The organism is Bradyrhizobium sp. AUGA SZCCT0160 (assembly GCF_018130105.1).
Lineage (GTDB): Bacteria > Pseudomonadota > Alphaproteobacteria > Rhizobiales > Xanthobacteraceae > Bradyrhizobium.
In genome coordinates, this window is the sequence record NZ_JAFCMD010000014.1 from 23,240 (window position 1) to 38,633 (window position 15,394).

At 62.6% G+C, this 15,394-nt stretch carries 13 protein-coding genes; 8 read left to right on the forward strand and 5 right to left on the reverse strand.

Translation table 11 applies throughout. From position 1 onward, the window contains the following. Positions 1-154 precede the first annotated feature (154 nt). Together JQ558_RS21885 and JQ558_RS21890 are read right to left on the reverse strand one after the other, a co-directional pair. Entirely contained in the window at positions 155-643 is a 489-nt protein-coding gene (locus JQ558_RS21885) for a hypothetical protein (protein ID WP_212295023.1), read from the reverse strand. Positions 644-825: 182 nt separating this feature from the next. Next, positions 826-963: a hypothetical protein gene (locus JQ558_RS21890; protein WP_211997565.1), complete on the reverse strand. Its 138-nt coding sequence runs from the start codon at positions 961-963 to the stop codon at positions 826-828. A 180-nt stretch (positions 964-1,143) separates the two neighbouring features. Between JQ558_RS21890 and JQ558_RS21895 the strand changes: the two genes are divergently transcribed. Then, positions 1,144-1,335 carry a hypothetical protein gene (locus JQ558_RS21895; protein WP_211997564.1) on the forward strand — a complete coding sequence of 64 codons (192 nt, stop codon included), beginning with the start codon at positions 1,144-1,146 and terminating at the stop codon, positions 1,333-1,335. A gap of 12 nt (positions 1,336-1,347) precedes the next feature. Here the strand turns inward: JQ558_RS21895 and JQ558_RS21900 are convergent, their stop codons facing one another. Beyond that, entirely contained in the window at positions 1,348-2,586 is a 1,239-nt protein-coding gene (locus JQ558_RS21900; RefSeq protein ID WP_212210547.1) for a cytochrome P450, read from the reverse strand. 373 nt (positions 2,587-2,959) lie between these two features. Here JQ558_RS21900 and JQ558_RS21905 point away from each other — a divergent pair, with 373 nt between their 5' ends. From JQ558_RS21905 to JQ558_RS21935, 7 genes are all read left to right on the forward strand, one after another. Then, positions 2,960-3,661, forward strand: a complete 702-nt coding sequence (locus tag JQ558_RS21905) for a TetR/AcrR family transcriptional regulator (protein ID WP_212210549.1) — start codon at positions 2,960-2,962, stop codon at positions 3,659-3,661. Between the two features lies 1 nt (position 3,662). Beyond that, positions 3,663-4,856, forward strand: coding sequence for an efflux RND transporter periplasmic adaptor subunit (locus JQ558_RS21910; protein WP_212295025.1), 1,194 nt, complete (start codon positions 3,663-3,665; stop codon positions 4,854-4,856). 96 nt (positions 4,857-4,952) lie between these two features. Then, a complete protein-coding gene (locus JQ558_RS21915; RefSeq protein ID WP_212276443.1) occupies positions 4,953-8,048 on the forward strand; it encodes a MexW/MexI family multidrug efflux RND transporter permease subunit in 3,096 nt (1,031 codons plus the stop codon). A gap of 126 nt (positions 8,049-8,174) precedes the next feature. Beyond that, positions 8,175-10,757 (forward strand): ATP-binding protein, encoded by a 2,583-nt coding sequence (locus JQ558_RS21920; RefSeq protein ID WP_212295027.1) that lies wholly within the window; start codon positions 8,175-8,177, stop codon positions 10,755-10,757. 61 nt (positions 10,758-10,818) lie between these two features. Then, positions 10,819-11,208: a response regulator gene (locus JQ558_RS21925; RefSeq protein ID WP_212210558.1), complete on the forward strand. Its 390-nt coding sequence runs from the start codon at positions 10,819-10,821 to the stop codon at positions 11,206-11,208. Beyond that, complete coding sequence (locus JQ558_RS21930) at positions 11,205-12,455, forward strand: adenylate/guanylate cyclase domain-containing protein (protein WP_212276445.1); 1,251 nt, start codon at positions 11,205-11,207, stop codon at positions 12,453-12,455. The genes JQ558_RS21925 and JQ558_RS21930 overlap by 4 nt, the downstream gene beginning before the upstream one ends. Positions 12,456-12,474: 19 nt before the next feature. Continuing rightward, complete coding sequence (locus tag JQ558_RS21935; protein WP_212295029.1) at positions 12,475-13,218, forward strand: hypothetical protein; 744 nt, start codon at positions 12,475-12,477, stop codon at positions 13,216-13,218. A 117-nt stretch (positions 13,219-13,335) separates the two neighbouring features. Here JQ558_RS21935 and JQ558_RS21940 read toward each other — a convergent pair whose 3' ends face one another. After that, the gene (locus JQ558_RS21940) at positions 13,336-14,223 is read right to left on the reverse strand and encodes an ABC transporter permease (RefSeq protein ID WP_212210564.1); all 888 of its coding nucleotides are present in this window, start codon (positions 14,221-14,223) and stop codon (positions 13,336-13,338) included. Positions 14,224-14,226: 3 nt separating this feature from the next. Further along, complete coding sequence (locus JQ558_RS21945) at positions 14,227-15,168, reverse strand: ABC transporter permease (RefSeq protein ID WP_192737237.1); 942 nt, start codon at positions 15,166-15,168, stop codon at positions 14,227-14,229. Positions 15,169-15,394: the final 226 nt, after the last annotated feature.

The following is a 15,394-nucleotide window of genomic DNA, read 5'->3' on the forward strand; positions in this document are numbered from 1 at the left end:
TCGTCCCGGCCTAGTGCGCAATCGCGCACGGGGGCCGGGACCTATAGCCACGAATGTTGATTGTTGAGAAAGGCTGGAGCGCCAGCTTGGTCTAACCACGAAAGCCTGTGGTTATGGGTCCCGGCCTTCGCCGGGACGACAGCAGGAGAGAATCTCAAACAAGCCGCTTGCGGATCATGTCTTCGATGGCGGCGAGTTCGCGGTTGGCTTTGTGCAGCTGGGCCTCGGCGGCCTGTGCGCGGAACTCGGCGGCGATCGCATGATCCTCGGCGCTGACGATACGCTTTTCGGCCCGCTGCATGGCCTTCGCCATTTCCTCGAGCCGGGCATTGAAATCATTGATCAGTTCGCGGCGCGAGCGCTCGGAAGTGTCGCGCTGCTTTTCGGCCAGCCGCAGCCGCTCGGTGGCGCTCTTGCACAGCGACTGGGCGCGGGCTTCGGTCTCGCGGGCCTGGTTTTCGATGCCCTCGAACATCTCGGTGGCCTGCTGCATCAGGCTGAGCGCTGTCGTGCCGGGTCCTTTCGCGGGTTGCCGGGCAAAACTGACGACTTTCTCTTCTTCGTCGGGCAGCGGGGCGGGCGCGGTGGGATAGCGGTAATCCCAGATGTCCTCACGAAGCTGCTGATTTGCGCGGTACGCCATACGGGAGGCCCTTTTTCGAAACGCCGGTTGCGAAAAAAGGTACGCAAACATGGTAAACCGCGGGTTAATTACCGGCCAAGCTTGGCGACAGGGAGCAAGCGACAGGCGGGAACCCGAGCGGCGAACAGAGCCGCCCCCTTATCCCGTTCAGGATGACCCGCTTGGTCAGACGGATCGGAAAGCTATTTCTTTTTGCCCGAGGCAAAGCCCGATTGCAGGTTGCCGACGCCCTTCTGGCTCGGCGCCGCGGCGATGGTCTTGATCTTTTCCTTCTTCGGCTTCTTGGTTTCGCGATTGCTGCGTTGCTCACCCTTGGCCATGCCGGTCTCCCGTCGATTTGATGATGTTAAGCGGCTCTGAGGGTAGCGATTTGCCGAAGGATAGATACAGGGCCGCTTCGGCCAAACCCGATTTATTTCACGGAAGCGGGCTCGCCATGCCGTAAGGTCACGCAGCGATTCCCGGCAAAGCCTGATACCCCAACAGCAAAGCGAGCCCGCATGAGCGACCGACTGGACAATTTGAAGAAGGCGAGGGATCGCATGCTCGAAGACCGCGATGCGCACGCCAAGGTGCTCGCGGCGCCGTTCGACCGCGACAAGGCCGAGCGGGCGCGCGCCAAATTCCTGGAGATGCAGGTGTTGATCGATGCGATCGACCGCGCGATCGCAGGCGAACCGGCGACGGCATAAGCAGGCTGCCGCCTACGACGCCCGCGTGGTTTCGCCGACCAGACACGGCACGCTCAGAAATCCGCGGAAGCGCACCCGGCCGCCGCGCACCGGCTCGCCGTTCAGCGCATAGTCCGGAAACCGCGCCAGGAAGCGCGAGATCGCGATCGCGCCTTCTAATCGCGCCAGCGCCATCCCGGCGCATTGATGCGCCCCGGTACCGAAGGCGAGATGCCGGTTCGGCGTGCGGCCGATATCGAGGTTTTCGGGATCGGCAAACTGGGCAGGATCGCGGTTGGCGGCGCCGATGCACAGCGTCACCGGCGTGCCTGACGGCATGGCTACGCCGCCGAGCTCGACCGGCTCGACCGTCATGCGGTTGCCGAGCTGGTTCGAACTTTCGAACCGCAGCATCTCCTCGACCGCGGTCTTGATCATAGCGGGATTTTCGATCAGCCGCGTCTTCTGGTGCGGGTAATGCGACAGCGCCACCAGCCCGTTGCCGATCAGATTGGTGGTGGTCTCATGGCCGGCGTTGAGAAGGAAGATGCAATTGTGCAGCAGTTCCTTCGAGGTCAGCCGCTCGCCATTGTCCTCGCCAAAAATCAGCCGCGTCAGCACGTCGCGTTCGGGGTTGCCGGGGTTCGCGCGCCGCCGCTCGACCAGGATTTCGAGATAGCCAAGAAAATCCTTCACCGCCTCGTTGCCGCGCGCAAACACTTCCCTGCTGATCACGGGCTCCAGCGCGCCGAGAATGGCGAGCGACCAGTCGCGCAGCGGCTCGCGTTCCTCGTGCGGGACGTCGAGCAGGTTGCCGATCACTTCAATCGGGATGGCGGCGGCAAAGTCGTCGATCAGGTCGACCCTTTCCTTGGCGGCGAGACCGTCGAGCAGCCCGTCGACCAGCCCGATCAGGTCGCTCTCCATCGCGGCGATCGCGCGCGGTGACAGCGCGCCCATGATCAGCCGCCGCACCCTGGTGTGGGCGGGCGGATCGTTGAAGACGAGGCTGGTGGTGTGGTGCTCGTAGAGCAGGCTGTCGCCATATTTCGGAAGAAACTCCTTCTTCTTGTCGGACGAAAACACCTTGGTCGCCTTGTAGGCCGCGACCAGATCGTCATAGCGGGTCAGGAAGTAGGAGCCGTTGCGCAGCCGCTTGACCGGCTCGTTCTCGCGCAGGGCACGATAGGTCGGATAAGGGTTGGCATAGAAGTCCGGCGTCAGCTTCTCCAGGTCGAAATCCGCCGACAGCTCCCGTGCATCACAATTCATGGCGCGTCATGCTCTTTGCGAAGGTGGACAAGACTGGCGCGGTCGCGTCAGTTTAAATTAGTCGCAGTTGCAACTAATTTAAACTCCGTCCCCGGGCCGGGGTCAACTCCAATTGAAGCCGTTGCACGGTTTTCGCGCCTTTGGCAGGCGGCGTGCCGTGTACCGTCCAGCCCAAAGCGCTCCCGCGCCCCGAGTGAATGCGAACGCCGCGCTGAGCGACGGCTCCAATCTGGAGCGGTAGCTCCAGCCGGGATGCCGATTTCATTATCGCCTTCGCGGCGCGTTGGGATTGCAGCCGATCTGGGCCGAAATGTCCGGTTTGCGCTGCAATAAAACCTTGACTTGGTCAAGGTGAGTGATTACTCACACGCCCATGTCCAGCCTTCGCATGACGAGTGATTTACGGCGTCAATTGATATTGAGCGCCGCCAAGCGGTGCTTCGCCCGCAATGGCTTTGCCGGCACCACGACCAAGAGCGTGGCGGCGGCGGCTGCCATTTCGGAAGGGCTGCTGTTCAAGCATTTCCCCTCCAAGGCCGCGCTCTATGCGGAAATCCTGGCGGAAGAGTGCGAGGCCGACCCGGATCTGGTGCATCTGCTGGGCCAGGCGCCGTCGACCGCGACCTTGGTCGAACTGATCAAGGGCATGGTCGGGCACTTCATGCAGGTCTCTGACGGCCCCGACGAGGAAGAGGCGCAGCGGCTGCGGCTGATGACGACGAGCCATCTCGACGACGGCGAATTCGCCCGGCTGCTTTACGCCAAGGTCAGCGAGCTGATCGGCTCGGTGTTCACCGCCTCGCTCGAAAGCGCGATTGCCGCGGGGGACGCGTCGAAGATCGGCAGCGAGCCGCTCAACCTGTTCTGGTTTGCGCATCACACCGTGCTGATGGCCGCGCTGTCGCGGCTTCCTGCGGTGCCCTGTCTCACCTACGGCAACGCCGCCGATGTCGAGCGGCAGCTTTGCCAATTCATCCTTCGCGGCATCGGACTAAACGAGGCTGCAATCACCAGGCATTTGGACCACGAGCCGTCGCCGAATTCGGGACAATCGGTAACTGCAGAAAGTGCATGAAATGAATATCGTAACCGAAAGCCACCTCAAGGGTCAGCCGATCGGCGACAAGGCGCGCAAGCGTCCGGTCCGGATGGTGCGCTGGTTCATCGTCGTCGGGCTGTTGCTGAGCCTGCTGGTCGGCGGCCTGGTCTGGTTCAACTATTTCCGCGGCAAGATGATCGCGCAGTTCTTTGCCAACAACAAACCGCCGCCGACCAGCGTCAGCGTTGCCGACGCGAAGTCCGAAGTCATACCCAACCTGTTGACCGCGGTCGGCGATCTCGCCGCCGTGCATCAGGTCAATGTCACCTCGGATTTGAACGGCCGTATCACCGAGATCATGTTCACCGCGGGCACCACCGTGAAGGAAGGCACCCCGCTGGTGCAGTTGTTCGATGGTCCCGAGCAGGCCGACCTCGCCAGCTTCAAGGCGCAGGCGACGATGGCGCAGCTCTCGCTCGAGCGCGCCAAGCAACTGGCAAGCCGCCAGTTCGGGCCGCAGGCAACCGTCGACCAGGCGCAATCGGCGTTCGACCAGGCCAATGCCGGCATCGCCAAGACCCAGGCCATCATCTCGCAAAAGCAGGTGCGGGCCCCGTTCGACGGCGAACTCGGCGTTCGCAGGGTCGAGGTCGGTCAGTACCTGACGGCGGGAACGCAGATCGTTTCGTTGACCGATCTGTCGCGGCTGTTTGCCAACTTCACCGTGACGGAGAAGGACTCAGGCGCGCTCAAGGTCGGACAGATCGTTCGTATCGGGGTCGACGCCTATCCGGGCCGGAAGTTCGAGGGCAAGATCACGACCATCGAGCCGCAGATCGCTACCGACACGCGCAACATTCGCGTGCAGGCGACGATCGACAACCCCGAACGCATCCTCAAGCCGGGCATGTTCGCGACCACCACGGTGGTGCTGCCGGACAAGCCGCCGGTCATCACCATTCCCGAGACCGCGGTCGATTACACGCTCTATGGCGACTCCGTCTATCTCCTGACCGAGAAGAAAGAGGATGACGGCAAGACCAGCCTGACGGCGGTGCGCACCTTCGTGCAGACCGGCAACCGCATCGACGGGCGTGCCGAGATCCTGAAGGGGCTGAAGCCCGGCGATCGTGTCGTTGCGGTCGGACAGCTCAAGCTGCAATCGGGTGCGGCGGTGACGGTTTCGGCCGATCCGGCGCCTGTGATTCCGGCGAAGCCGCCGCGCTATTGAACGTGACGCGGCCGCAGGGCCGCGTTGCAACATCAGGATTCAGGCGTCGGTCTCGTGGAGGGACCGTGCCCATACGTTTGAACTGGATAACCAGCGATGGCCTTAACTGATATCTTCATCAAGCGCCCGGTTTTGTCGGTCGTCGTTAGTTTGCTGATCCTCTTGCTCGGTCTGCGGGCCGCCAGCGTCTTGCCGATCCGGCAGTATCCGAAGCTGTCGAACACGGTGATCAACGTCACCACCGTCTATCCGGGCGCGTCGGCGAATTTGATTCAGGGCTTCATCACGACGCCGATCGAGCAGGCGATCGCCTCCGCCGAAGGTGTCGACTACATCACGTCGTCGTCGGTGCAGGGCACGAGCACGATCCAGGTCTACATCAAGCTGAATTTCGATCCGAACCAGGCGCTGACCGAAGTTCTCGCCAAGACAAACTCGGTCAAATATCTGATCCCGAAAGAATCCAACGATCCGATCGTGACCAAGACAACCGGCCAGACAACGGCCGTGATGTATCTCGGCTTCTCCAGCGAGGAGTTGTCCGGTTCGGCGATCTCGGACTATCTGACGCGCGTGGTTCAGCCGGTGCTGTCGACCGTCGACGGCGTGGCGTCGGCCGACATTCTGGGCGGCCAGACGTTTGCGATGCGGCTGTGGCTTGATCCGGTCAAGATGGCCGGGCGCGGCGTATCGCCGAGCGATGTCCAGGCGGCGATCCAGGCCAACAACTTCCAGGCCGCCGCCGGCCAGGCCAAGGGCTACTTCATCGTCTCCAACATTACGACCAATACCGACCTGCGGAGCCTCGATCAGTTCAAGCGGATGATCGTCAAGTCCAAGGACGGCGGCTTTGTTCGGGTCGAGGATATCGCGACCGTCGAGCTGGCGGCGCAAAGCACCGACGCGAGTGTCGCGTTCAGCGGCGAGCGCGCGATCTTCATCGGCGTGCAGGCGACCCCGCAAGGCAATCCGTTGACGCTGGTCAAGGGCGTGCGTGCGCTGTTTCCGGAACTGGAACGCAACTTGCCGCCTTCGATGAAGATGAAGGTGGCCTACGATTCCACCAAGTTCATTCAGTCATCGATCGACGAGGTGCAGAACACGCTGATCGAGGCGATGCTGATCGTCGTGGTCGTGATCTTCCTGTTCCTGGCCTCGTTCCGTTCGGTCATCATTCCCGTCGTCACAATTCCGCTGTCGCTGATCGGCGTCTGCAGCCTGATGCTGGCGCTGGGCTTCAGCTTCAACCTGCTGACGCTGCTGGCGATGGTGCTCGCCATCGGGCTCGTGGTCGACGATGCCATCGTGGTGGTCGAGAACATCCATCGCCATCTGGAAGAGGGAAAAACACCGGTACAGGCATCACTGCAGGGTGCGCGCGAAATCGTCGGTCCCGTGATCTCGATGACGATCACGCTGGCGGCCGTGTATGCACCGATCGGATTCCTCGGCGGCTTGACCGGCTCGCTGTTCCGCGAATTCGCCTTCACGCTCGCGGGCTCGGTGATCGTGTCCGGCGTGATTGCGCTGACGCTGTCGCCGATGATGTGCTCGGTGCTGCTCAAGAGCGCTGAAGAGGGGCGTTTCGCCAGGATCGTCAACCGGGTGTTCGGCGCGATGACGCGCTGGTACGGAAGGCAACTCGATCGCTCGCTCGACTATCGTCCGATCACCGGCGTGTTCGCGCTGACGATCCTCGGTCTGGTCGGGTTCCTCTATATGAACACGGCCAAGGAACTCGCGCCCGAAGAGGATCAGGGCATCGTGTTCTCGGTGACCAAGGCGCCGAAATACGCCAACATCGACTATGTCGACTTCTACGGCGACAAGCTCGACAAGGCGTTTGCCAAATTTCCCGAAACCGACCTGCGCTTCGTCCTGAATGGCATCAATGGGCCGCAGGGCGGCATCGCCGGCATGCTGCTCAAGCCGTGGGACGAGCGTGAACGTTCCTCGATCAAGCTGAAGCCGCTGGTACAGGCGGAGATCAGCAAGATCGAAGGTGTCCAGGCGTTCGCGTTCAACCTGCCGCCGCTCCCGGGCGGGCCCGGCGGCTTGCCGATACAGATGGTGATCAATTCGACCGCCGGCTTCCAGGCCGTCTATGAGGAGATGAACAAGCTAAAGGACGCGGCGCGCAAGAGCGGCCTGTTCATCGTCTCCGACAGCGACCTCGACTTCAATCAGCCGGTGGTGCGGGTCAACATCGACCGTTCCAAGGCAAGCGATCTCGGCATCAACATGGCGCAGGTTGGCGCCACGTTGCAGACTCTGCTCGGCGGCAATTACGTCAATCGCTTCAACCTCGAGGGGCGCTCGTATCAGGTGATCCCGCAGGTGCCCCGCGGCATGCGGCTGTCGCCGGAATCGCTCGGCGGTTACTACGTCCCGACCAACACCGGGCAATTGGTGCCGCTGTCGACCATCGTGTCGATCGAGACCGCGACCGATCCAAATTCGCTGACGCATTACAACCAGCTGAACTCCGCGACCTTCCAGGCGGTGCCGATGCCGGGTGTGACGGTTGGGCAGGCGGTGGACTTCCTCGAAGGTGAAGCCAAGAAGCTGCCCGCCGGCTTCGGTCACGACTATCTGGCCGATTCCCGCCAATATGTGCAGGAAGGCAACCAGCTCGCGATCACCTTCGGTTTCGCGCTGATCATCATCTTCCTGGTGCTGGCGGCGCAGTTCGAAAGCCTGCGCGATCCGCTGGTGATCATGATCAGCGTTCCAATGGCGATCGTCGGCGCGCTGATCCCGCTGTTCTTCGGCGTAGCGACGATCAACATCTACACCCAGGTCGGATTGCTGACCTTGGTCGGCCTGATCACCAAGCACGGCATCCTGATGGTGGAGTTCGCCAACGAACTGCAGCTCAAGGAAGGCCTCGACAAGCGTTCGGCGATCGAGATGGCGGCCCGGATCCGGCTGCGTCCGATCCTGATGACGACGGCGGCGATGGTCACCGGCCTGATCCCGCTGCTGACCGCAACGGGCGCAGGTGCGGCGAGCCGCTTCTCGATTGGTCTCGTCGTGGTCTCCGGCATGTCGATCGGTACGCTGTTCACGCTGTTCGTGCTGCCGGCGGTCTATGTCTGGATGGCGACCGACCACCAGGCCAAGGCCGGCTCGCAGCGGACGAAGGAAATCGCGGATTTCGATCTGGGAACGCCTGGGCTCAAACCGACCTGAGCATGGCGGGCGAATAGGACGAAGTCGGCGGCGGTCCTGATCGCCGCCGTTTTCGTTATGAGCTCCGGCCGGTTTGCCGCGGTGCGGCAAGGGACAAGCTCAAGGCTTCTTGATAGCTTGGCCGGCATGAGCATTTCCCTGCATCCCGGCACCCCAGAGGGGCGCACGCTGGCGGCTGCTTCGCCCGCGGAGAATGCTGTGCCCGCGCAGGGGGCGCCCGGGACCAGAACCCGCAACCGGCTGTTCACCAAATACGTCGCGCTGTTCGTTGCCGTGGTGGGCGTCGCGCTGCTTTCCAACGGGATTTTCGAGGTTTTCTTCTACTATCGGGAGCACAAAACTTCCCTGATCCGGATCCAGCACGAGCAGGCCGAAGCCGCCGCGGCCAAGATCGGCCAGTTCATCAAGGAAATCGAAAGCCAGCTGGGTTGGACCACCCAGTTGCCCTGGTCGGCCGGATCGCTGCAGGATCGCCGGTTCGACGCGCTCCGCCTGCTGCGGCAGGTGCCGGCGATCACCGAACTGTCGCAGATCGATTCCACCGGCAAGGAACGCCTGCGGGTGTCGCGGCTGGCAATGGATGTCGTCGACTCCGGCCTCGACCTTTCCAAAGACCCGAAATTCACGGAAGCCGTCGCCAACAAGGTGTTTTACGGGCCGGTGTATTTTCGCCGGGAGTCCGAGCCCTACATGACGCTATCGCTGGCCGGCACCCGCAAGGATGCCGGTGTCAGCATCGCCGAGGTCAATCTGAAGCTGATCTGGGACGTGGTCTCGCAGATCAAGGTCGGCGAACGCGGCCACGCCTATGTCGTCGGCCCGACGGGACGCCTGATTGCCCATCCCGATATCAGCCTGGTGCTGCGCAACACCGACATGTCGAAGCTCAGCCAAGTGCAGGCCGCCCGCACCGGCAGAACCAGCGAAGCCGTTGAATTGCAGGGCGCGCTGAACATCCAGGGGCAGGAGGTGCTGACGGCATCCGCGCCGATCGCCCCGCTGGGATGGACGATGTTCGTCGAACTGCCGGTCAAGGAAGCCTACGCCTCGCTGTACCAGGCGCTGCAGCGGCTTGCCTTGCTGCTCGCGGCGGCATCGATCCTTGCGGTGCTCGCCGGAATCTTCCTGGCACGCCGCATGGTCGGCCCGATCCAGGCATTGCGGGCCGGCGCCGAACGCATCGGCGGCGGCGATTTCGCCCAGCGCATCACCATCAAGACCGGCGACGAACTCGAAGGCCTCGCCAACCAGTTCAACGACATGGGCGCGCGGCTGCAGGAGTCCTATGCGGATTTGGAGAAGAAGGTCGAATTGCGGACCGCGGAACTGAGAGAGACGCTCGAACAGCAAACCGCGACATCGGAAGTATTGGAAGTCATCAGCTCATCTCCGGGCGAACTGGATCCGGTGTTCCAGAAGATGCTCGAAAACGCCACCCATATCTGCGGCGCGCATTTTGGCACGATGAATCAGTACGACGGCAACTGCTTCCGCAACGTTGCACTCTTCAACGTACCGCAAGCATATGTCGCGCAGGCGGATGAGCCGATCTATCCGCATCCGAAGAGCGGTCTTGGCATGATTGTAAGAACGCATCAGGCGGTCCAGATCGAGGATCTTCGGACACAACAGCCCTATCTCGAAGGCCATCCAGCCGTTGTTGCGATGTCCGATCTTGCGGGGGCCAGAACCATTGTCATCGTTCCGCTGCTCAAGGAAAACGAGTTGATCGGAACGATTGCGATCTATCGCCAGGAGGTCCGGCCGTTTACCGACAAGCAGATCGCACTTGTCAGCAGTTTCGCCAACCAGGCCGTGATCGCCATCGAGAATACGCGGCTGCTCCGAGAATTGCGCGAACGTACCAAGGATCTGAGCGAGTCTCTCGACGATCTCCGCACCGCGCAGGACCGCCTGATACAGACCGAGAAACTGGCTTCGCTCGGCCAGCTCACCGCGGGGATCGCCCACGAGATCAAGAACCCGCTCAATTTCGTCAACAATTTCTCGGCGCTGTCGGCGGAACTGATCGACGAGCTGAACGATGTGCTGAAGCCCGCCGCGCTCGACGGCAAGACCCGCGAGGAGATCGACGAACTCACCCATATGCTGAAGGGCAATCTCGAAAAGGTCGTGCAGCACGGCAAGCGCGCCGACTCGATCGTCAAGAACATGCTGCTGCATTCGCGCGAGGGATCAGGCGAAGTCCGGTCCGCCGACATCAATGCGATCATCGAGGAAAGCCTCAACCTCGCCTATCACGGCGCGCGGGCGGAAAAATCCGGATTCAACATCACGCTCAAGCGCGATCTGGATCCCGAGGCCGGCATGATCGATCTCTATCCGCAGGAAATCACGCGGGTATTCCTCAACCTGATCTCGAACGGCTTTTACGCCGCGACCAAGCGCAAGGAGAAGGGCGAGGCGGGCTTCGAGCCTGTTCTGACGGCGACGACGAAAAACCTCGGCAACAAGGTGGAAATCCGGATTCGCGACAACGGTACCGGTATCCCCTTGGAAGTGAAGGAAAAAATGTTCAATCCCTTCTTCACGACGAAACCCGCTGGCGAGGGAACCGGGCTCGGATTGTCGATGAGTCACGACATCGTGGTGAAACAGCATGGCGGCAAGATCGACGTACGGACGGAGCCTGATGTATTCACCGAATTCATTATTACGCTGCCGCGAAAAGGCGTAGCGCTGGCATGATCCCGAAAACTGGAGACCGATTTTCGGATAAGATCATGCCCAACGATACTGGAGGCAAAAATTGAGCGTTTACATCCTCGTTGTGGATGACGAGCCCGATGTCGAGGCGCTGTTTCGGCAGCAGTTCCGGCGCGATCTCAAGTCCGGTCGCTTTACCATGGAATTTGCGCCGTCGGCGCCTGCGGCACTGGAGCGTGCTGCGGAAGTTCGTGACCCGTCGCTGATCCTGATCCTGTCCGACATCAACATGCCCGGCATGAGCGGGCTTGAAATGCTGCCGAAGGTGCGCGCGGCGCGGCCTGATGTGCCCGTCATCATGATCACCGCCTATGGCGATGCCGAAACCCGCCGCAAGGCGATCGAGCGCGGCGCGATCGGCCTCTTGACCAAGCCGATCGATTTTGCGCTGCTGCGCCACGAGATCGATACCCGGCTCGGGCAAGCCGCATGACCGCAACGATCCTCGTCGTCGACGACGAGCCCGATCTCGAGGCTCTGGTGCTGCAGAAATTCCGTCGCCAGATCCGCGACGGCAGCGTGACCTTTGTGTTCGCCCATGACGGAATCGAAGCGCTGGCCTCGATCGAGCAGAACCCGCATGTCGACATGGTGGTATCCGACATCAACATGCCGCGCATGGACGGCCTGTCGCTGCTCGCCAAGCTGCAGGAGGCCGAAGACAAGAAATCCACCATCATCGTGTCCGCCTATGGCGACATGAGCAACATCCGTACCGCGATGAACCGCGGCGCGTTCGATTTCCTGACCAAGCCGATCGATTTCGGCGATCTGGAAATGACGATCGACAAGACCATCCGCCATGTCGAGATGATGCGCGAGGCGCGCCGCCGCCAGGCCGAGGCCGAGCGCGCGCACGCTTCGCTGTCGCGCTATTTCTCGCCGCAGATTGCGAGCCGTCTTGCCGCCATCGGCGACAGCGACGGCATGGAGGTGCATTGGCGCGAGGTCGCGGCGATCTTCACCGACATCACCGGTTTCACCTCGCTGGTCGAAACCGCCGCACCCGACGTGCTGGGGACGCTGCTCGGCGACTATGTGGGCGGCATGACCGACGTGGTGTTCGCCCATGAGGGGACGGTCGCCAAGATCATCGGCGATGCGATCCAGGTTCTGTTCAATGCGCCGGGAGATCAGCCTGATTACGCCAGGCGCGCGATCGCCTGCGCCCACGATCTCGATAGCTGGGCGCAGGAATTCCGTCTGCGCTGGAAGAAAAAGGGTGTGAGTTTCGGGGCCACGCGCGTCGGTGTCCACGCCGGTTCCGCGCTGGTCGGCAATTTCGGTGGCAGCAGGTTTTTCGATTACACCGCCTATGGTGACACCATCAACACCGCGGCGCGGCTGGAGGCCGCCAACAAGCACCTGGGCACGCGGATTTGCGTCAGCGCGGTCGTCGCTGATGGCGCCGGAGATTTCCGCGGCCGGCCGGTCGGCGACCTCGTGCTGCGCGGGCGCAGCGAGCCGCTGCGCGCCTATGAGCCGTTGACGGCAGCGGCGTTTGAGAGCCCAGCGACGTCGCAATACTCCGAAGCCTTCGCCAAGCTCGAGGCCGGTGACCCGGCGGCAATGCCGGCCTTTGCGGCGCTGGTCGGCGCGCATGCCGACGATGCGCTCGCCGGCTTTCATTTGAAGCGGCTGCTCAACGGCGCCAAGGGCGTCCGCATGCAATTGGAATAACGGGAAACGGAGAGCGGATATGACGACCGATTTTGTGGCAGGCAATTACCGGTTCATCCCGGCGGTGTTTCAGTATTCCGCCGGGGCTGCGGCCAACCCCGGTTTCGAGATCGAGCGGGTGCGGTTCGACAAACCGGTGGCGCTGGCCGAAGGCTTTGCGCAGATTGCCAAGTATATTCAGGCCGAGGGCAGGCCGTTGACGTCGTTTTGCGCCTGCGAGCTGCGTTCGCCGGCGGCCTTCACCGATGAAGGATTCCGGAACTTCAACCTGCACTACGTCAAGACGCTCGCCGAATGGGATATCTATGACGGCACCACCAATCCCGTGGCGCGCAGCAATGTCTGTCCCGAGATCGACCCGCCCGCCGAGCCGTCGTTCTATGCCTTCTCGTTCACGCGCCCCAGCGGGAACATGACGCCGAGTTTCGTGATCGCGGGCAGCGGCGAATCGCTGGAAGGTGGCGCAACCTATGCCGAGCGCACCGTGCGTTACCGCGACCTCAGCCCGGAGGGGATGAAAGAGAAAGTGAGCTACGTGGTCGGCGCCATGGAAAAGCGCATGGCCGAATTCGGCTTCGGCTGGAAGGACGCGACGGCGGCGCAGACCTACACGATCCACGACTTCCATCCGATGTTTGCCGAAGAGCTGGTCCGCCGCGGCGCCGCGCGTTCGGGCCTGACCTGGCATTTTGCAAGGCCGCCGGTGATTGATCTCGAGTATGAGATGGATTGCCGGAGGGTGTTGCGGGAGCTGGTGATTTAGGGGTCGAGTTCTGCCGTCATTGCGAGGAGCTCTTGCGACGAAGCAATCCATCCATCCGTTACGCCGCGAGATGGATTGCTTCGCTACGCTCGCAATGACGGGGTTAGAGCGGTGTACCTACCGCTCCCTTGGATCGAGCGCGTCGCGCAGGCCGTCGCCGACCAGGTTGAACGACAGCACCACGAGGAAGATCGCCAGTCCCGGCCAGATCGCCATCCAGGGCGCGTTGGTCAGGAAACGTTGCGCGGCGTTGAGCATGCTGCCCCAGGACGGCGAGGGCGGCTGCTGGCCGAGGCCGAGGAACGACAGTGCGGCCTCCGCAATGATGGCGGCCGCGATCGACAGCGTTGCCTGCACCAAAAGCGCCGGCATGATGTTCGGCAGGATATGGAACAGCGCGATGCGCCAGCGCGGATTGCCCATCGCGCGCGCCGCCTCGACATAATCCTCGACCTTGACGCTCATCACCTGGCCGCGGGTCAGCCGCACGAAGATCGGCGTCGCCGAGATGCCGATCGCGATCATGGCATTGCCGAGGCTCGGGCCGAGAAATGCCGCCAGCGCAATGGCGAGGATCAGGAACGGGCAGGCCAGCATCGCATCGGTGATGCGGCTGATCAGGCTGTCGATGAAACCGCCACGATAGCCCGACAGCAAGCCGAGCGGCACGCCGATGCCGAGCGCAATCCCGACCGAGATCGCGCCGGCCATCAGCGAGGCCCGGGCGCCATAGACCACGCGGGCCAGGATATCGCGCCCGAGATCGTCGGTACCGAACCAGTGCTGCCACGTCGGCGGCTTGCGTACCAGCGACCAGCTGGTTGCAATCGGGTCATAGGGCACGATCAGCGGCGCGAACAGCGAGAGCACCACGAACAGCGCGATGACGACGAGGCCGACCACGGCGCCCTTGCGCTTGAACAGCCGCCGAAGCGCACGCCGCGCCGGACTCTCCAGTTCATCGGAGGCGACTTTTGGAAGGGGGCCGAGGGCGACGTCGGTCATGGGTTACGCCCTCAGCCGCGGATTGACGAGGACGTAGGCGATATCGGCGACAAGGTTCAGCGTGATGTAGATCGTCGCCGTCGTCAGCACGACGCCTTGCACGACCGCGTAGTCACGGTTGAATACCGCGTCGACGATCAGCTTCCCGAAGCCCGGAATCGAAAAAATCTGCTCGGTCAGCACCGCGCCCGACAGCAGTGTGCCGAGTTCGAGCGCACCCAGCGTGATCACCGGCGTCAGCGCGTTGCGCATCGCATGCTTGAGGATCACCGAGCGTTCGGAAAGGCCCTTCGCGCGCGCCGTCCGCACGTAATCGCTCTCCAGCACCTGCAGCATGGCGCTGCGGGTATGCCGCATCAGGATCGCGGCGATGGCGTTGCCGAGCACGAAGGCGGGCATGATGGTGGAGGCGAGGCTGGCGCGCCAGTTTTCCGACAGCGGCACATAGCCGGAGGCCGGAAGCCAGCCGAGCTCGATCGAGAACAGGAAGATCAGCATGATACCGAGCCAGAAATTCGGCGTCGAGATGCCCCACAGCGCGAACAGGTTGGCGCCGTAGTCCCACGCCGTGCCTTTCTTTACGGCCGATACGATGCCGGCGGGAATGCCGATCAGGAAGGCGATCACGATCGCCATCGAGCCGAGCTGGATCGTCACCGGCAGTTTCTGCGCGATCAGGCTCAGCACCGGCACCTTGATGCGCAGCGACTCGCCGAAATCGCCCGACAGCACGCCCTTGACCCAGTAGACGTACTGGATCGGGATCGGCTGATCGAGCCGGTATTGCGCGCGGATCTGCGCGATCACCTCGGGATCGCGCTCCTCGCCGGCCATGACCAGCGCGGGATCGCCGGGCAACAGGTGCTGCAGCGAAAAGATCAGGACCGACACGAAGAACAGCGTCGGGATCAGCTGCAGGATACGCTGGCCGAGGAAGTTCAGCATGGCAGCCGTGTTGTCTGGAGTAAGGGCAGTTTGGATTGTGCTGACGGTGCCAGCCGCACGGTTCCCTCCCCCCTTGCGGGGGAGGGACAGGGAGAGGGGTGGCTTCGGGCGAGCGGGTCATGATCGGCCAACGGTGCTCGCAACTCACCGGCACCACCGCTGTGGCACCCCTCTCCCCAACCCTCCCCCGCAAGGGGGGAGGGAGCAGAGCGGTGCGCTCGGCTAA